The following is an 18,797-nucleotide window of genomic DNA, read 5'->3' as shown; positions in this document are numbered from 1 at the left end:
AAAATAAAAGGGATAAATATTATAGGTCACACTTTAAGAAAGTATGACTAAGATTATGATGAATCTAGAGCTGAGGTTGATAAGAATTTATTAGTCTAATACTATATGAAAATAATCAAAGTAAATTATGTTTAGAAAGACACTTTTGCAATTCAGTCGCATTAAAGACTTTCTATATTAGAATTCGAAAATGCAACAAGGTTGCAAAAACAAATTAGGAAAATTTAAATGAAAAAAATTAGTTTAATAGCAGCATCTTTATTATTATCAAGTAATTTAGTTGCAGCAGATAACAGTTTTGATAGCGCAATCAAATCTGGTACAGTAAGTGGTGATGTTACTTTATATGGTGAAACACAATCAAATAGTGGTTCGAATAAAGATTCAGGTTTTACTATGGGTTCTATTAATATAGGATATGAAACTGGAGATTATTACGGATTTAAAGCTGCAGTTGGAGCTAGAGCAAATCATGATTTTTCTGAAGAAGAAGATGGAGATTATGATGGTGGTAATGATGATACAAAAGCTTTAATGCATACAGCAAACATTTCATATACAAATGAATATTTTGGTTTAACAGTTGGTAGACAAGAGATTGATTTAGAGTGGATGGGTGATTTCCATGAAGCAGTTGTTTTAGGTATTACAGCTATTCCTGATACTACGGTAGTTTTAGGTTACTCAAATAGACAAGCTGTTGCAGATTCAGATGCAGTATTAGAAAAATTTACTAAATTTAACGAAGATGATGGTGCTTATGTATTAGATGTTAAATATGAAGGAATTGAAGGTCTTGTTATTAATCCTTATTACTATGATGCAGATAATATTGCTTCATGGTATGGTTTAAAAGCTGATTATGATAATGATATGTTTGGAATTACTGCACATGGTGCAAAAAGTAATGAAGATGGTAGTTCTGAAGATGGTCAAATTTTACATCTTGAAGGTAGAACAAATATTTCTGGTTTTGATTTAACAGCAGGGTATATCACAACAGATAATGATGCAGGTATTGCAAGTATTGGATCTTTAGGTGATAATATTAACCCTTGGGATAGAATTACAGGTGGTGATGGTAATCATGTTTATGATGCTGATGCTGATACTGCATTTATTCATGTAGGATATGACTTAAACGGATTAGAACTAGCTGCATTATACGGTCAAACTGATTATGCAAGTGATAAAGAAAAAGAATTAAATCTTACTGCTAATTATGGTATTACTGACCATTTTTCAGTTGGAGCTTTATTTATAGATGTTGATGCCGAAGATGGTGATGATGACTATAATAAGTTTGCATTAACTTTAGAGTATGCATTCTAATATAATTTTATAAATCTTAATAAAATAAAGGAGTAGAATATACTCCTTTGTTTCTAACTTTCTTTTTTTTATAAAATCTGCTAAAATACCGCATTTTAATTTAAATATAGGGAAATAATGCAAATAGTAAAAATAATATCTACAATTTTTTTTATAACATTTTTAGTTGGTTGTACAAAGCAAGTTCCAAGTGATAAAGTTACAATCTTAGAAGAAAAAAAAGCTCTTACAGAACAAGTTCTACTTGAAAAAACAGAAGAAAAAATAATTAATAAAATTCCAGAATATATTTTAACAAAAAATGAAAAAGAGTTTTTAAAAATATTAGAAGCTGATAAGTATGCATCATTATGTGGAAACTTAGATGAATATTTATTTATAAAAAATATGCCTAACAGTGAAAAAAAATCTGCACAATTAAAAGAATTATTTTATAATTATGCAAATAATTTAAATAACTCTTGTATCGATCAAGATTCTTTTAACTCAACACTTAAAAAATCTAAATATAAAAAAAATAAACAGTTTTATGAAATGTATAATGCTAAATTAGACAAAGAGTCTTTACTTAATCAATATAGTTTAAATAATAGTTCAATAGAAAAAATTCTTGAAAAATATACTCCAAAACATCCAGATTTTTTTAAACTTATTGAAAAACTGGATATTAGTAAACTTTCAAAAATAGAATACAACAAATTAAGATTAAATATTGAAAGATTAAAACTTTTAAAATATGCAGGAAATGATAATTTCATTCAATTAAATGTTCCTTCATTTGATTTCTCTTTATATGAGGAAGGGAAAAAAACCAGAAGTTTTGGTACTGTAGTTGGTGAAAAAGAGACTCAGACTCCTATCCTTTCAAGTAAACTTTCATATTTTATTATAAATCCTACTTGGAATATTCCTGATTCTATTGCAAAAGAGACAATTATTCCAAATGCTTTAAAAGATAAAAACTACCTAAAGAGAAAAAATATAGTAATTCGAAAAAACTATAAGCTTGATTCTAAAAAATTTAGATTTAAAGATATTAAATGGAAAAAGTATTTAAAAAAACATGTGAAATATATTCCATATAAATTTATTCAACTACCTTCAAGTACAAATGGTATGGGAAGAGTTAAGTTTATGTTTCCAAATGAGTATGCAGTTTATATGCATGATACCATTGGAACATGGCGATTTAAAAGTAATAAAGAAAAAATTAGATTCGTTAGCCATGGTTGTGTAAGACTTGAACATCCAATTAGCTTTATGAAACATATTACTACAAATTATACTCCTAAATCTTATAAAAGTATTAGAAAAACATATTTAAATAATGAAATGAAAACAGTGGGGTTGAGTAAAAAAATACCGGTTCATATTACTTATATAACATCGTCAATTAAAAAAGATGGAAAAGTTTCTTTTCATAAAGATGTTTATGGTTATGATAAAATTCAAAAACTAAATTTTTCTCCTTATACTCAAACAGTTTTACTTTCTGAAAAAAATAAAAACGAACAAATAAATTAATTTAATATAGAGGTTAGTATTACCTCTGTAGACTTAATTTAAGTAGAAATTCATGTTATAAATTATAAAATGATAACGATTATTATAGTTAGTAGCAAGGAAATTAATGTTAGCAAGTTTTTTAATTACATTTAGAGAAGGTTTAGAAGCTTTTCTAATAGTAGGTATTATTCTCTCATATTTAGGTAAACTTCAAGCAAAAAAATATAACAAATATATCTATTTAGGTGTTGTCTTTGGTTTAATAGTATCTCTTTTTATCGCATATATATTTCAAGTAATTATTTATGGTATGGATAATGAACTCTACCAGCATTATTTGATGATTTTTATTTTACTTTTTGCAACGGTTGTTTTATCTTATATGGTTGTATGGATGGCAAATCAATCAAAACAAATAAAAGGTGAAATTGAAGAAAATTTAAAAAGTCTTGTGACAAGAGGTAATATTCTAGGCATGGTTTTTTTAGCGTTTCTAGCAGTTTTAAGAGAAGGGTTTGAGACAGTATTATTCTTCTCTTCATTGACTTTAACAGAAGGCTTTACAATGCAAGAAGGTTTGATTGGAGCTGTTATAGGCTTAATTACTTCACTTATTTTAGTCTATGCACTTATGAAAGGTGCAAAAAATATTCCTTTAAAATCATTTTTTAAATATACAGGACTTTTAATTTTAATTATTGCAGGTGGACTTTTCGGAAGTGCTATATCTATGATGCAAGCAAGCGAACTAATACCTACCTTTATCCCTGTAGTTTATGATATATCGTTTATTTTGGATGATAGAGGTTTATTTGGAACATTCTTAAGAGCGTTATTTGGATATAACTCTTCTCCTACATTATTACATCTAATTTCTTGGTCATTATACATGTTTACAGCAATTTTCTTATGGAAGAGAACTTACGCTTATGAAAAAATCTGATATTTTAATCATTGGTGGAGGGGTTGCTGGTCTTATGGCTGGTATCGAGCTTGCTAAAAATGGTAAAAAAGTTATAATTCTTGAAAAAGAAAATATGGTTGGAGGACAATGTAAAACAGAAATCCTACAATCTGGAGATGAAACATATAGATTTGATTATGGAGGACATAGGTTTATTACAAATAATGAAGTTCTACTTTCTTTTGTGGAAGAGGTTCTTGGAGATGATTTATTAATTGCAAAAAGAAGTTCAGTAATTCTTCATCAAAATAGAATATATGAATATCCTCTAAATTTGAAAACCCTTTTTAAAGTAGCTCCTATAAAGCTGTTAGTTGGCGCTTTTTTTGATACATTAAAGATTTTATTTAAATTAGTAAAACCTGATGATACTAATTTTAAATCTTGGATTAGTTCTCGTTTTGGAAGAACATTATATAAGAATTTTTTTGGACCATATACGCAAAAACTATGGGGAGTAAAGCCCGAAAAATTAAGCGCAGATTGGGCAGGGCAAAGAATTTCTTTGATTGATTTAAAAGATGTAATAAAAAAACTATTTTTTAAAAATAAAAAAACTGCTCGTACTTATGCTATTAATTATAGATATCCAAAATATGGATTTGGTGGACTTCCTAAAAAAATGGCAGAAAAGTTTGAATCTTTAGGTGGAGAAATTATTTTAAATGAAGCAGTAGAAAAATTTATTTATGCAAATAATAAAATTCAATTAGTACATACTTTAAATAGTACTTACGAAGCAAAAGAAATCATATCAACAATGCCTTTAAATGAGATGTCTAAAAAACTTGGTTTTGAAAGTGGTTTAAAATTTAGAAGCTTAAGATTTTTATGTATAGGTTTAGATATAGAAGACTTTTCACCACATACTTGGCAATATGTAAGTGATTATGATTTGTTACCAACAAGAATTCAAGAACCCAAAAGAAGATCTAGTTCAATGTCTCCTGAAGGAAAAAGTTCTATTATGTTGGAAATTCCATGTAATAAGAATGATGAAATTTGGAATATGGATGAAGATGAACTTTTAGAATTAGTAAAAAAAGATTTAAAAAGATTGAAGTTTGAAATTGAAGATAAAATAGTTGACTATTTTTCTTTTTCAACAGAACATGCTTATACTCTTATGGATATAGATTATAATGAAAAAAGAGATAAAACGATTAAATATTTAAACAACTTTCAAAATCTTATAATGGCAGGGCGTCAAGGGACATTTAGATATATTTTTCTAGATACTGCTATGGAAACAGGGCTTATGGCTGCACAAAAAATCTTAAATAATAAAAGTCATACGAAAGAAAAGATTTATAATCATAGAAATGAAAAAACAGTTATCGAAACAAAAAGTGTCGCATAATTTAAATAAAGGAAAAAAATGAGACTAGTTTTACTTTTTATTGTAGCAATTGTTACATCAATTAATTTACATGCATATTCTTATGCAGCAGCTGGGAAAGAACCAACGATAGATTCAAAAGAAGCAATATTAAAATCTATTAATGATGATGATTTTCAAAGTGCTAAAACTATTTTTTTTAAATATAAAGAAAACTATCAGTATTTAAGCGTGGAGTTTAATTCTTTATTATTTGAAGGCTTAAAAAATGCAATTGATAAGAAAGATAAATCAGCTATAGTAAAATGGTTAAATGTTTCAATTGCTTCTGAAATTCAAAGAAGATTAGATGGTGGACTAAAAAATATTAAACAATTTAACATTGCGAAAGTTATGTTAGCAAAAGCAAATAAATTTTATAAAATATTATCACCAAGTTTAAGTGAAGAAACAAATAAAAAATTAAATCAAGCTATAAAAAAATGTATAGAATCTATAGGTAATCCTGGTTTATTTGGCGTTGGAGCTAAACCTATAAATATTGAAGAATACCAAAAGAACCAAGAAATAGCTATAAAGATTTTAAAATCATTATAGATGAATAATTATAAAATAACTATAGGTATAATGACTTTTCTTTATGCCTTATTTATTTTTTCATTCCCTCCCTCATACTATAATGATGATGCTTTATTTCTAGCAAGAGGAATTGATAATTTTAGCATTATTGATTTCTCTCCCCATTTCCCTGGATATCCTTTTGTTATAATAGCTGGCAAATTTATAAATATATTTATATCTGATAGTAAATACTCTTTATTTATCCTTACTTCATTATCTGCTATTTTATTACCTTTTATTATATTTTTATATGTGAAAAAGTTAAGTGATGAGAAAGTAGCTTTAATAGCTTTTTTTCTTTCTTTATCAAGTCCGTATTTAGTAAATCTTTCATTATCTATGTTAAGTGATAGTGTTGGGTTGTTTTTTTTATTTTTAGGTTTATATTTACTTGAAGTAAATAAAAGCAAAACTAGTGGAATAGTATTTTCAATAGCTCTATTTTCAAGGCCGTCTTATTTAATCTTTTATGTAGTTGGTTTAATCTATCTTTTTATTGTGAAAAAAAGTAATTTGAAACAGTTACTTATTTGGTTTTTTATAACTACTTTAATTTTTGTATTTTATATATTTTTCACAAATGGAATATTATATATTTATGAAGCAGAACGTTTTATTTTAGGGCATTTTAACTTATGGGGAACGGGACAAAATAGTCAACTTTCTTGGTATGAAAACATTTTTTCATTTGCAAATATTCCTTTTATAGTTCTTTTTTACTCTTTTTTTAAATATCAAAAAAGCTTTACATTTTTGTATGTTCTTTTTATTTTTTATTTATCATGGATACTTTTAGCACAAAACCCAGATAATCTGCGTCATTTGATACCTTTAGTTTTTATCACAATAATTTTTATTTCTCAAAGTATAAAAAATAGTTATTCTTTAGTAGTTTTAATTCTATTTTTTAATTTATATAATATTGTAATTTATGATGAAGAAATATCTCCAATTGAACAAATAATTAATAAAATAGATGAAAAAAATAGGTTAATTATTAGCAATAGAAGTATTGAAATATTAAGAGAAAAGTATAATAATCGAGTAGTTGATCATTATTATATTAACAATGCAAACTACCTAAAACAAAACAATAAGATATATTTGATAACTACAGAAATACCTTTAAATACTAACAAAAATATCTTTCAGGGACGTTTTATTGGAGAAAAGACTTTTTATTTATCTAAAAATTAGAGTCAATTTCATTTATTAATGATAATTAGTATCAAATTAACCCGTTATTAAGCTTATTTTTTTTACAATTCTGATAATCGTTTTCAAAAATAAAAAGGACTTTAATGAAAAATATAGTAAAAATGTCACTTGCGGCATCTTTAGTTGTATCATCTTTATACTCAGCAAATACAAAAACTGAAGTAATGGATAAAAGATTTGATACAGCAGGAGCAATGTTCGCATATACAGAATTTGAATTATCTGGTGAACCAATGGCAGAAGGTTTAGGACTAGATTTAGATACACTTGACCCAAATGCAATTAATCAACCAACACAGTTTGATTATACAGCAGGAATTGAAAGTTATGAATACTCAGAAGAAGCTATGTATGCATTAAACTATCAATCAAAAATGGGACCACATTTAGTAAATGGGCTTCTTAATGCAAAAAGAGGTGGAGACATGACTTCTCTTGCAAAAAGATTTATCAAATTTGCAAAAATAACTGGAAATGACCCAGAAATTTTACCTCTAAATATGCATCCAACTGCACTTCCATATATTTCTGGTATGCCAGAGTTTGCTCAAAAAATTGATTTAACTGTTGTAAATAATGATGAAATTGTTGTTTTTAAACATGGCAAAGAATCTACTGTTAAGACGGCAATTCCTGCATATTTAAGAGATTATAAAACTCTTGCATGGGTTGAAGACGGAATGGACAAAACATTTAATCCTGCAGCATTTGGTGGAGCATTATTAAAAGATACTATGTGGGCACAAGATTTCTTAGGTGGAATGCATATTATCGAAAATGATGAAGAAGTAGAAGCTTCAAGTTCAACTATGGATCATGATGGAAAACATGCACTTGGTGTATCTTCAGCAGATGGTGTAAATGGTGCAATTTTAACTGAACTTGCTTGGGAAAGAATTCTTTTTATGCAAGAAAAACTTGGATATGATGGTAAGAAATTAGGCGTTTCTTTTACCCCTTCTTATGATGCTTCAAAACCAGTATGGTTTGCAAATAAAGTAACAGTTAAAGAAGGACAAAAAAATGGTACAAAATCTATTGCATCTTTAAAAGTTAAAGAAGGTCAATCAACTTTAAGAGATACGTGGGGAATGTTATGGCCAATTTCTGAATTTTATGCATATTCTGATCAAAGAACTAACAATACAAATCAAAACCCAGCATTCTTAAGTGTATTTGATGGTGATCCATTTAAAAATGCACCAAAAGCAAATACTGATGCAAATAGAGCAAATGATGTAAAAGCTGATGATGCATTTTCTGCTGCTGCAAACGTACAAAATTTATTATTTGAAAATATTTCAACAATTCACTTTGATAAAAAAGCTGGAACTTTAGTTGATACGTTTAATGGTAAAAAAGGTTCAATGCTTACAACTTTTGATGCTGCTTATTCAATTGAAGCATTAAGAATTTTCCAAAGATCAATTGATGCCTTACCAGTTGGTTATGGTTCAGCTGATGGTGCTAAATCTTTAGAATCTACACAGGGTAAAGAAGCATTAGGTATTATAAAAACTCAAGCTGATTTCTTAATTAAAAACTTAAAAGATTCAAATGGATTATATGCAAGTACATATAATTTAAAAGATAGTTCTAAAAAAGGTCTTGATGTAGGAACTCAATTTGCTGTAGTTCGTGGTTTAACAGCAGCATTTTTGGCAACACAAGATGAAAGTTATAGAAAAGAAGCAAGAGCTTTATTTATTGCTATTGAAAAAAATATGTTTGATAAAGATTTAGGAACTTATGTAGATGCTACAAAAGAATATACTCCTTATTCAATTGGTGCAGTTAGTGGTGGTCTTAGAGATGCAATTAACAACTTAAAAAATGCAGGTAGCGAAAAAGAATCTGTATTAGAGTTAAAAAATTTAACTGATAGATTTACTTCTTGGTTTCAAATTGTTGTAAATGGTAATTCTACAACTACAGGAGCACAATTAGCTGAGTGGTTATTAGATTCTGGTGAATATGAAACAATAGATATGAAAACTACTAATAACGATGAAGATAATGTTCCTGCAATTAATAAAGCTGGTGGGAAATATGGTACTGCAATGACAATGGCAGGGAAAGTAAAACTTTCTAAATAAAATAGTCATTTCTTTTTTTCTCCCACTCTATCAAGAGTGGGAGTTTCCTTCTTTAATACATTTTGATACTCATTTTCGATATTAAGAATACTATCAATAATTTTTTTGTATAATTAATACTCATTATCATATTTAAAAAAATTAAAGGTTAAAGATTGAAAACTATCTGGATTGAAATCTCAATTATTATTATGTTTATTACAGGAATTCTACAATGGGATATTTTAGATATTCAGTGGGAATATTTTGCCCTTGTACAAGCAGTTCATATTATTACTTCTATTATTGTTTCTGTTGTTTTGATTATTCCATTTGTTAATATGCATACTTATAAATATAGAAAAAATATTGTTGCAAAAAGAAGAAATAGTGGAAATGGAATGTTTCTAGGTATTGTATTATTATTAGTTACTATTAGTGGTTTTTATCTTTTCTTTATAGGAAATAGAGGTGGAGATGAGTGGGGTGTTTACTCTTTTAATATACATTTATATGGTTCTTTTTTACTAGTTTTCTTTTTATGGTATCACTCAATGTTTTCAAATGCAAATATTAGAAGAAAAAATAAAGCTAAAGAATATAGACTAAAAAGACAAGGTTTAGTTGCTAGTATTGCAATTTTGGCATTTCTTATTCCTACACTTTCATATTCTAGTCAAAGTAGTTCAGCCTTATATTTAACAAAAGATACAAAATATATTTATAGTGCAAACTTAGATGGGGGAAGTGTTAGTAAAATTGATGCAAAAACTGGTGATAAAATATTTGAAAAAGTATTAGGAAAAGATATAAGAAGAATTGCATTTAATGATGATGAATCTGTATATGCTGTTACAGATTTTATGAAAAATAGAGTTTATTTTTTAAATTCGAATAATGAAATCATTAAAACAATCAACACTAATAATAGACCTCATGGAATAGTTTATGATAAACAAAATAAATACTTTTTTGTATCTATTTATGAAGATAATGAGCTTCTAATAATAGATGATAAAACATTTGAAGTTTTAAATACAATCAAAACAGATAAAACTCCTAGAGGATTAGCTTTAACAGATGATGGAAGATTACTTGTCTCTCATGCTATGATTGGTATGGTTTCTATATATGATAGTAGAAGTTTAGCTAGACTTAAAACAATTACTTTGCACTCAACACATAATGATGACGAATTTGTATCACAAGGAAAACCAAGACTTTTAGATGATATTGAAATTAAACCAAATGGAAAAGAAGCTTGGCTTCCCCATGTGTTATGGAATTTTGACCACAAGTTTCAATTTCAATCAACTATCTTCCCTACGGTTTCTATTATATCATTAGAAAAAGGCTTAGAAAAAGAATTAGCACAAAAAAGAAAACATCTATTTAAATCTATAAATGTTCAAGATAATAATAACCGAACAATGATTGTATCAAATCCTTGGGATTTAGCTTTTTCTAAAGATGGTGCAAAGGCATTTGTTACTCTTGCTGGAAGCGAAGATGTTATGGTTTTAAATATTGGAAGAAGTACTGGAAATGCTAAGAAAAAAAGACATAGAAAAAGAGGAAATAGAAGTGGAAAAGGTGCAAAAGTAACTCAAATATTAAGAGCTTATCCAAATGAAACTAATCCTCAAGCACTTATAACTCATCCTACTAATAACAACATCTATGTACAAAATGCAGCAAGTTTAGATATGACTTTACTTGATAGTGGAGGCAGTCATCCTTTTGCAAGAGTTACTGTACAAAAAGATTCTTTTTCTAAAGTTGTAGAAAATGATCCTCTATCAAAAAAGTTAAGACTTGGGAAAACTTTGTTTAATAATGCTAATACAAATACACATAAAGATATACCAATGGCAGGTGATTTTTGGATGAGCTGTAATTCATGTCATTTTGAAGGTTTTAACTTTACAAATGGCTTTTTATTTGCAGATACAAAACTTGATAAAAAAGAAGATGCAAGTATAGGACATGATAATGTTGATAAAGGATATATATCAAAAACACCACTTGCAGATTATGTAAGAATTGCAAGAGATACTCAAGGAGGGATGGGAGCTGATGAAAAAGCAGAATTAACTCCTGCTGATCCTGAAAAAATGAGTAAAAAATTAAAAGAAAATATGGATGCATTACATGATTATGTAACTGCAAAGGAGAATTTACGATATTTATCTTCTTGGATTAAACTTGAAGATGAGGTGGAAAAATACCATGTAGAAGATTGGACAAACTCTGCAAAATGTAAATCATGTCATAGCGAAATATTTAATCAATGGGCAGATTCTAATCATAAGAATTTAGTAGGTACAAATCCTTATTATCTTGTAGTTGAAAATATAGCTGCACAAACTGAAGGAGAAGAATTTAGAAAATGGTGTATGAGTTGTCATAATCCAAGTGCTATTACTACTGGGTTAGTAGATAAAACTACACCTACTATGGATAAGTTTTTTGAAAGTGGAGCTAAAACTTTAATTGAAGAATTAAAAGTTCATGGAAATACAAAATTAGAAGAGGGTGTTTCTTGTGTTGCTTGTCATCGAATTACTAAAATTGAAGATGCAGGTGGAAACGCAGCTTATACTTTAAATCTAACAGAACGTCAGAAATATACCTTTGAAGATACCAATAATGAAGCTGCTCAATGGTTGAGTGAAAAATTTATTAATTCAAAACCTGAGGCACATATTAAAAGCTATATGAAACCAGTATACAAAGATAGTGTATATTGTGCTTCTTGTCATGATGAATTTACTCCTGGAAGTGGTAGTAAAATCGTATCAACATTTAAAGAATGGGAAAACTCACCTTTTAATAATCCAAGTGATCCTACAAAACATAAGTCTTGTATAGATTGTCATATGACTTATTTAAAAGATGATCAATTATCACCTTTAAGGGGTCGTTCTACTGATGGTGGAAAAATAAAAGATGATGTAAAGGTGCATTATTTTGCAGGTTCAAATCACTTCTTATCTGGACTTAAAAGTAGTGAACATGAAGACCAAACCTTACAGCTTCTTAGAACATCAGCCCAGCTTGACGTAAATATTGATGGAACAAAAATTGATGTCGGAGTGAAAAATGTCGGTGCAGGGCATCATCTTCCAACAGGAGTTGCTGACTTTAGAGAGTTATGGTTAGATATTACAGTTAAAGATAGAACTGGAAAAGTTGTATTTGAATCAGGTAAATTAAAAGAAGATGGTAACTTAGGTGAAGATGCAAGACCATTTATGAAAGTATTTGGAGATAAAGATGGAAAGCCTGTAGGATTACTTTTTTGGAGATATGAAAAACTATTAAGTGATACGAGAATAAAAGCAGGAGAAAGAAGAGTTGAATCTTATGAGATAAAAATAGATGAAGGCGAAGAACTTTTATATCCTTTAACTGCTATTGTAAAACTAAACTTTAGAATTTATCCTCAATGGGTAACAAGCGCTGTTCAAAAAGCTTATCCTCAACTTCCAAATCCTCCTGTAGTTGAATTAGAAAAAATTATTCAAGAATTTAATTAGTTTAAAAGCCACTTTATGTGGCTTTTATAAAATTTGCTTTTATTAAAAATTTATGTTATTATGTATTTAAGTTATAAAATATAGAGAATAGCTACAAAAATGAAAGGATATTATATGACTAATAATTCAATTATTAAAGAAAATTTTAATCAAGAAGATTTATTTCGAACTTCAATCATGCTTTTAACATTAACTATCATAGGTGCAAGTGTTTTTTTCTTAGTATAGATTACTTATTTTTTAGACCAAAGTTTTTGATTTAATTTTAATTCTTCAACAATACTTACTGCTAAGTGTAAAGATGTTGTATATTCATTAATAAGTTTGTTATCTAAAAGAGAACTAAATACTACAGGTTCAAATAAATCTTTTCCGTAATGAATCCCTATATGTAAATGATTATTAATAAAAGATATAAAAAGTTCTTTTTTTGATTTTCTTTTATAGTTTAAAATTTTTTCCATGAGTGAATGAGAAAGAATATATCTTGCTTCTACTTGATCAGTAGAGTAAACAACAAATTCTTTTTCAAATTCAAGATTATCCATTTTAATAAGCTCATCTCTATTTAAATTTTTAGACTGAAACCATGAACCTAGAAGATTTCCATATTTCTTTTGCGCATGATCAGGTAATATAATAGTATTACCATAAAAATTTTTATAAAAATCAGCAACTATAAATATGCCTTGAAATATTGTATAGCTATTATCGCTACTTTCTCTAACTGCATGAACATCAGAGAAATATATCTTTGTAGAATTTATAAGTCCTGAGATTAAATCGTTTCCATCATATCTATCTGGCTTAGGAAATAATAATGAACGATTGAATGTCTCTTTTGAAATACTAGAGGCTGGTGAGTATTTTAAATTTGAATCTAATTCTTTTATAAGTGGTTTAATTAATTTATGTTTAAATTCTGTTTTGTAATCTCGTGTTAGGTAATTATATAAAAATGAGCATACTATAAGTATAAAAACTAAAAATAATTTTAAAACATCAAAATTATTATCTTCTTTAAAAAAGAAAAAGAAATAAATTGTTGCCGTATTCCAAATAATGATGACAAAGAGAAATATTACTTTTATTTTTAGATCTTTTCTTTGTTTCTCAAACCTTTTTAAAGTAAAATAAAGTTTATTCTTATAAAAAGTGTTTAATTCTTCCGTAGTTTTCATTATTTATTAAATAGTTTTTCTATATTAATATTTTTTCTTTCTTTCTCATTAATTTTAAATACATCTTTTCTTTGATAATTCATTGCTTTTGCCATAAAGTTTGTTGGAATCATTTCAATTATATTATTGTAATCAGTAACTGCTTGGTTATATGCACGTCTTGATGCAGAAATTTGTTCTTCAACTTCATTTAAAGAGGCTTGAAGATGTATTATGTTTTCACTTGCCTTTAAATCTGGATATGCCTCAACTGCAATCATTAACGAACCTAATGCAGAAGTGATTTTATTATCTAAATCTATTTTTTCAGCATCTGAAATATTAGGCTTTGTTGCTTTTGTACGTAAGTTTGTAACATTTTCAATAAGAGTTTTTTCATGTTCCATATATTTTGAAACACTCTGAACTAAATTTGGTATTAGGTCATAACGTTTTTTAAGTTGGGTATCAACAGAAGCAAATAAATTTACAACTTGGTTTTTATTATTTATAAGAGAATTATACATTAGAATTAGTATAATGACTAAAATAGCAATAATGATTAATGTTAATAACATAAATTGTCCTTCGGTTTTATATTAAAAAGTGTATCTATTTTGAAGTTAAATTGTTATTATAACCTTCTTTATTATAAGTTATGATAAATTTTCCTTAAATCTTAAACTTTTTCTATACCCTATAAATATGCTAATGATAAAAAAACCGATTACACTAAGAGTAGTGTAAAGAAAAGCAACTTTTTCTTTCTTTGCTATTTTAACAAATCCTTTTTCTGGAGGAATTCCATCTTTAACTAGGTCATTATCTCTTACTAGTAAATATACCCAATAGGATTCCTTTGGGATATCTAAAATAGCTCCTTTTATTGTCGTCTTTGTCGTAGTTAATATTCTGTTGTCAAACATAGAAACGAGTCTGACCTCATTTCCTACGAGAGGGCGTTTAGAACGTTTAAAAAATGCACTGACATGAATTTTGTCATTTTCTAATTTTTTCAATTCTAATTCTATTCCTGGTATTTTATGTGCTTCTAAAACTGTAAAGAATGTAATACAAATTAAAAGAATTGTTTTTTTCTTAATCATAATATCTCCTAGAGTATTTTGTAAAGAATTTTATTTTATGAGAGTACTTATAAAATATGAAAAAAAGTATACTTAGAATAAATAGAACCAAATCAAAATATAATACTGTATGCATAGAATCTTCCCTAACTAATTTTGCAATATATGTTTTAGCGACCATAATATGTGCAATTATTGTTGAAAAAAGAAAAATTGCAGTAAATAAAGCAAGTGTTTTTAATATATCTAAAACATCGTCATAATAAATACTAAGTAAAAGAGTAAATGCCCAAAAAGAATAAAAAATTCCTTTTATCCATATGATTCTTTGAAATAATTCAGGAGGTAAAGCCCAATATAGAACTAACATTAAAGCTGATGCTGGAATGACTCCAAACATAATTGCAATTGCAAATCTTCCTGTAAAATTAAAATAATCCCAATTGTTTTGATATTTTGATGCTTTTTTTTCACTCCAAATTAAGAAACCAAAGGCTAGTGAAAGAAGAAAAGCAATAGATAAAACTAAGTATATTAATCTAACAAAAAGTGTTTCATCTGGTATAAAGTGGAAAAAGTAAAATGCAGATAAAGACTTATTTCCAAGGTGAGAGTTATTTAAATCTTTTTTTTCTATTAATTCCCCTGAAATAGGATTTAGTAAAACATAAAGTTTATTTACATTTCCTGTTAGTATTCTGTTTGTTTTTAGATATCCTTCAATTTTTATTTGTGCATTTTTATCATTCCATTGAAGAAGTTTTATAGTTTTTACTTCAAGGTTTGGAATAATAGTTTTTGCTTTTTCTATAAGTTTATCAATATCTTGGAATTTTTCAAAACTTATATTCTTTTTTGGTATTTTATCTTTTGGGAAAATTATTGGACCTACAAGAGATCTCATATTTGTAGTTTCTGCTTTTGTTGCAGTGTATGCAAAAGGAGATGCCGATGATAGCATAAATCCTAGTACTGAACCTGTCAATGAAAATACGATGATGTAAGGTAATAAAATTAAAGAGATATTTTTATGCCATTTGAAATTGAAGTTTGTATTATTTTGTTTATGTTTATTAAAATATAAAACCACTCCACTAACAGTTAGAAAAATAATTAATATTGAAGCTATTCCCATCAGTAGTTGCCCAATTTTTGGAATATTTCTTCCTATATGCAATTCATTAAAAAATTTACTTAAAAATGATTTATCTGATGTTGTATCAAGCATTTTAAGAGTATATGGATTTATATATTTTGTTCTAGATGTTGGATCATTTATTGCAATTACATTATCTCTATATGAGGGTAATTTTATTTCTATAAAATTTGTATTAAAACCTTCTTCTTTAATAGTTCTTTTTATAAGCTCATCAAGTTTATATGAATACTCTTTTTCGTGTGCAAAATAACGCGAAGGGTTTTCCCAAGTATGTATTTGAGGTAGAAAGAGGGTTATAGTACCAAAAAAAGCGGATATAAAAAAAAAGAAAATAGCAAACAATCCTAATTGGGTATGTGCCTTGATTAAGTATTTTAAATTTAATTTTTTTAACATTAGAAAACCTTTATACTAAGGTAAATAGCAATTATTAAAAAAATTGAAGAAAAAGATATTTTTTTTAATATATCAATAATTTTTTCAGAGAATAGTAACCATAGTCCATATGCTGTCATTAATATAGGTGTTAAAATAATTGAAGGTATGATTTGATAAGCATAGTCTCCATACATGAGTGCAGAAAATAACATCATTGTTAAATATGCGCAGCAAACTGCGCCAATACAGGCTAGTAATCCATGACCCCAGCCAATATTTGACTTAGGTTCATAGATATATTTTTTAATATTTTTTATCATATAACTTTTCTACTAAAATTTATACGATAGTGTAACTTTAAAGTTTCTACCTGGTTCATAATCAACAGTTGATCTATCCGTACCTCCAACACTAAATACTCTATTTTCTGAGATATGTGAAGAATATTGTTTATCAAAGATATTATCAACACCTGTAACTAGAGATAAGCCTTTTACTCCTTGAGGTCTCCATTTTAAGGCAATATCATGAACATTATAAGATTCTTTTTCTATAAAATTACCAGTTGAAGGAATATCCTTTTCTTTAAGTACAAATAATGATTCCCATGCTAAATCTATTCTTGGTGTAACTTTATAATCAATTCCTAATGAAATAGAATCACCTGGTTGTTTTTTCAGAGGTTCTCCTGTTCTTTCAAAATTTGAACTAGAGTGAGAGTAGGTTAAGAGTGAAGAAAAAGGACCTTTATTATATGCGAAGCTAGATTCAAAACCTTTAATATCAAGTTCTCCTTCATTTGTCATAGCTAACCAGTTTGCATTAATGTAATCTTTTATTGTTGTATTAAAATATTTAAATGAGAAACCAATATCATCAGCGCCTAAAACATTGCTTTTAACATACCTAAAACCTATCTCTTTATTTATACCTGTTTCCGATTTTAGATCTGAATTATCTGAAACAAATATTCTATTTGTGGCTAATACATCAACCATTTCTACACCTTTGTATAGAGTTGTTGCACTTGCAAGAAATGTTAAATCATCATTTACTGCATATTCAGCAGCCAAACCATATGTAATCTTATTATCTTTTATCTCACCATACGCTCCATCAAAATCATAATAGTTATATCTAATTCCTGGAGTTAAAATAAGACCGTTATCAAAATCAATTGCATTTTCTATAAATAGTGCAAATGATTTTGCTGATTCATTATCTCCATATTTATCCCCATTCCATGTAACTTTACTTGTTTGTTTATCATATAATGCAGCATAAGTTAAAGTATGTAAGATATCTCCAGTTTCAATATTTGACTGAGCTTTTGTATTAATTCCTACAGTTTTTACTTTACCATTTAGTAAACCTTCAAAAAGTCCACCAGGTCTAACAGGAGCTCCACTTGTTAATGGACCTTCGTATCTTTCAAGTTCATTTTCATTTGAGTAAATAGAAGTATCTAAAAGTAAATTATCTCCTAAGTTCAATTTATGTTTTAATGTTATAGTCTCCCTTAAATATTCTGTAGGAAAAGTATCAAATCCTGTTCTAGCTTCATTATATTCTCTACCAAAATCAGGTCTTGGTGAATAATCACCTTTATCTTTTAACCTATCATAAGACAAAGAAATTCTTTGAGTATCACTAATATCCACTCCAAATTTAACTAAAGTATTATTTATTTTTCCATCAACACCAAAAGTTTCAGTACCATCTCCATCTTCCCAATTATCTTTATTTATGTAATTATGATAAATTAAGAAATCTGCATTTTCAAAAACTTTCCCATAAGCAGATAATGAGCCACCAATACTGTCATTTGAATTATAAGTAGTTGAAATTCTAGCTCCTAGGTTTTTGCCTTTTTCAAGTATATCTTTTCCATCTTTTGTTTCAAATGCTACAGAACCACCTAAACTACCGTTAACAATAGAGTTAGTTCCAACTTGAATATCAGCTTTTTTTAGAATATCAGGGTTAACTAATAAGTTTCCAATATGATGAAACATATTTGCGTTTTGAACTTTTGCTCCATCTAAAGTGATTTCAAGATCTTCATCTTGTAATCCTCTGATATTTATTCTATTGTTAATTGAATGAGTTCCTCCTACATCAACTCCTGGCAAATCTCTAAGTAAATCACTTAAGTGGTCAGCTTGCTTTGTTTCGATTACATCTTTTCCTAAATTTAATGATGAACTAATTACTTCTGTTTCCCAAACATCAACTGAATCTAATGTTGTAGATTCTGCTAAAGATTGAACATTTAAAACTGCAAGAGTTGCAATCGAGCTTAATAAAATTTTACTTTTATTCATTTGTTTCCTTTTCATATGTGTTTTATATCAGATTTTTATTTAATCTAGATTTAAATTGATAGTGAGTATCATAACCAATACAAATAACACTGAAATC

Annotated in this window: 14 protein-coding genes; 8 read left to right on the top strand and 6 right to left on the bottom strand. The window is 27.5% G+C overall.

Annotated features, from left to right (window positions below; all coding sequences use genetic code 11):
* Positions 1 to 228: 228 nt before the first annotated feature.
* From BT997_RS08975 to BT997_RS08940, 8 genes are all read left to right on the top strand, one after another.
* Positions 229 to 1,332 carry an Opr family porin gene (locus BT997_RS08975; protein WP_072681358.1) on the top strand — a complete coding sequence of 368 codons (1,104 nt, stop codon included), beginning with the start codon at positions 229 to 231 and terminating at the stop codon, positions 1,330 to 1,332.
* 117 nt (positions 1,333 to 1,449) lie between these two features.
* A complete protein-coding gene (locus tag BT997_RS08970) occupies positions 1,450 to 2,856 on the top strand; it encodes a L,D-transpeptidase family protein (RefSeq protein ID WP_072681356.1) in 1,407 nt (468 codons plus the stop codon).
* A gap of 106 nt (positions 2,857 to 2,962) precedes the next feature.
* Positions 2,963 to 3,781 carry an FTR1 family protein gene (locus BT997_RS08965; protein WP_072681354.1) on the top strand — a complete coding sequence of 273 codons (819 nt, stop codon included), beginning with the start codon at positions 2,963 to 2,965 and terminating at the stop codon, positions 3,779 to 3,781.
* Positions 3,768 to 5,162 carry an FAD-dependent oxidoreductase gene (locus tag BT997_RS08960; protein ID WP_072681352.1) on the top strand — a complete coding sequence of 465 codons (1,395 nt, stop codon included), beginning with the start codon at positions 3,768 to 3,770 and terminating at the stop codon, positions 5,160 to 5,162. The genes BT997_RS08965 and BT997_RS08960 overlap by 14 nt, the downstream gene beginning before the upstream one ends.
* Positions 5,163 to 5,180: 18 nt before the next feature.
* Complete coding sequence (locus BT997_RS08955) at positions 5,181 to 5,738, top strand: hypothetical protein (protein WP_072681350.1); 558 nt, start codon at positions 5,181 to 5,183, stop codon at positions 5,736 to 5,738.
* Positions 5,739 to 6,959: a glycosyltransferase family 39 protein gene (locus BT997_RS08950; RefSeq protein ID WP_072681349.1), complete on the top strand. Its 1,221-nt coding sequence runs from the start codon at positions 5,739 to 5,741 to the stop codon at positions 6,957 to 6,959.
* Between the two features lie 104 nt (positions 6,960 to 7,063).
* A complete protein-coding gene (locus tag BT997_RS08945) occupies positions 7,064 to 9,076 on the top strand; it encodes a hypothetical protein (protein ID WP_072681347.1) in 2,013 nt (670 codons plus the stop codon).
* Between the two features lie 155 nt (positions 9,077 to 9,231).
* The gene (locus BT997_RS08940; protein ID WP_083568621.1) at positions 9,232 to 12,594 is read left to right on the top strand and encodes a multiheme c-type cytochrome; all 3,363 of its coding nucleotides are present in this window, start codon (positions 9,232 to 9,234) and stop codon (positions 12,592 to 12,594) included.
* A 233-nt stretch (positions 12,595 to 12,827) separates the two neighbouring features.
* On the opposite strand, the gene BT997_RS08935 is transcribed toward BT997_RS08940, so the two are convergent.
* The 6 genes from BT997_RS08935 to BT997_RS08910 all read right to left on the bottom strand — a co-directional run bounded on the left by BT997_RS08935 (position 12,828) and on the right by BT997_RS08910 (position 18,700).
* Positions 12,828 to 13,775 carry a DUF3137 domain-containing protein gene (locus BT997_RS08935; protein ID WP_072681346.1) on the bottom strand — a complete coding sequence of 316 codons (948 nt, stop codon included), beginning with the start codon at positions 13,773 to 13,775 and terminating at the stop codon, positions 12,828 to 12,830.
* Complete coding sequence (locus BT997_RS08930) at positions 13,775 to 14,332, bottom strand: LemA family protein (protein WP_072681345.1); 558 nt, start codon at positions 14,330 to 14,332, stop codon at positions 13,775 to 13,777. The genes BT997_RS08935 and BT997_RS08930 overlap by 1 nt, the downstream gene beginning before the upstream one ends.
* A gap of 78 nt (positions 14,333 to 14,410) precedes the next feature.
* Positions 14,411 to 14,860, bottom strand: a complete 450-nt coding sequence (locus BT997_RS08925) for a hypothetical protein (RefSeq protein ID WP_072681344.1) — start codon at positions 14,858 to 14,860, stop codon at positions 14,411 to 14,413.
* On the bottom strand, positions 14,853 to 16,394 hold the full coding sequence (locus BT997_RS08920) for a PepSY domain-containing protein (protein WP_072681342.1): 1,542 nt from the start codon (positions 16,392 to 16,394) through the stop codon (positions 14,853 to 14,855). Before BT997_RS08920 ends, BT997_RS08925 begins: the two co-directional genes overlap by 8 nt.
* Complete coding sequence (locus BT997_RS08915) at positions 16,394 to 16,696, bottom strand: hypothetical protein (protein ID WP_072681340.1); 303 nt, start codon at positions 16,694 to 16,696, stop codon at positions 16,394 to 16,396. The genes BT997_RS08920 and BT997_RS08915 overlap by 1 nt, the downstream gene beginning before the upstream one ends.
* 12 nt (positions 16,697 to 16,708) lie before the next feature.
* The gene (locus BT997_RS08910) at positions 16,709 to 18,700 is read right to left on the bottom strand and encodes a TonB-dependent receptor domain-containing protein (protein WP_174247222.1); all 1,992 of its coding nucleotides are present in this window, start codon (positions 18,698 to 18,700) and stop codon (positions 16,709 to 16,711) included.
* Positions 18,701 to 18,797 lie beyond the last annotated feature (97 nt).

The sequence above is a fragment of the Arcobacter sp. LA11 genome (assembly GCF_001895145.1).
Lineage (GTDB): Bacteria > Campylobacterota > Campylobacteria > Campylobacterales > Arcobacteraceae > Halarcobacter.
Note: the sequence above shows the minus strand (reverse complement) of the source record. Positions and strands in the feature narration are given on the sequence as shown.

What these genes read in the sequence shown, in the direction of transcription:
- BT997_RS08945 (WP_072681347.1), top strand. Translation starts at nt 7,064, where the DNA reads ATGAAAAATATAGTAAAAATGTCACTTGCGGCATCTTTAGTTGTATCA.
- BT997_RS08970 (WP_072681356.1), top strand. Translation starts at nt 1,450, where the DNA reads ATGCAAATAGTAAAAATAATATCTACAATTTTTTTTATAACATTTTTA.
- BT997_RS08975 (WP_072681358.1), top strand. Translation starts at nt 229, where the DNA reads ATGAAAAAAATTAGTTTAATAGCAGCATCTTTATTATTATCAAGTAAT.
- BT997_RS08960 (WP_072681352.1), top strand. Translation starts at nt 3,768, where the DNA reads ATGAAAAAATCTGATATTTTAATCATTGGTGGAGGGGTTGCTGGTCTT.
- BT997_RS08955 (WP_072681350.1), top strand. Translation starts at nt 5,181, where the DNA reads ATGAGACTAGTTTTACTTTTTATTGTAGCAATTGTTACATCAATTAAT.
- BT997_RS08930 (WP_072681345.1), bottom strand. Translation starts at nt 14,332, where the DNA reads ATGTTATTAACATTAATCATTATTGCTATTTTAGTCATTATACTAATT.
- BT997_RS08925 (WP_072681344.1), bottom strand. Translation starts at nt 14,860, where the DNA reads ATGATTAAGAAAAAAACAATTCTTTTAATTTGTATTACATTCTTTACA.
- BT997_RS08935 (WP_072681346.1), bottom strand. Translation starts at nt 13,775, where the DNA reads ATGAAAACTACGGAAGAATTAAACACTTTTTATAAGAATAAACTTTAT.
- BT997_RS08920 (WP_072681342.1), bottom strand. Translation starts at nt 16,394, where the DNA reads ATGTTAAAAAAATTAAATTTAAAATACTTAATCAAGGCACATACCCAA.
- BT997_RS08950 (WP_072681349.1), top strand. Translation starts at nt 5,739, where the DNA reads ATGAATAATTATAAAATAACTATAGGTATAATGACTTTTCTTTATGCC.
- BT997_RS08910 (WP_174247222.1), bottom strand. Translation starts at nt 18,700, where the DNA reads ATGAATAAAAGTAAAATTTTATTAAGCTCGATTGCAACTCTTGCAGTT.
- BT997_RS08965 (WP_072681354.1), top strand. Translation starts at nt 2,963, where the DNA reads ATGTTAGCAAGTTTTTTAATTACATTTAGAGAAGGTTTAGAAGCTTTT.
- BT997_RS08915 (WP_072681340.1), bottom strand. Translation starts at nt 16,696, where the DNA reads ATGATAAAAAATATTAAAAAATATATCTATGAACCTAAGTCAAATATT.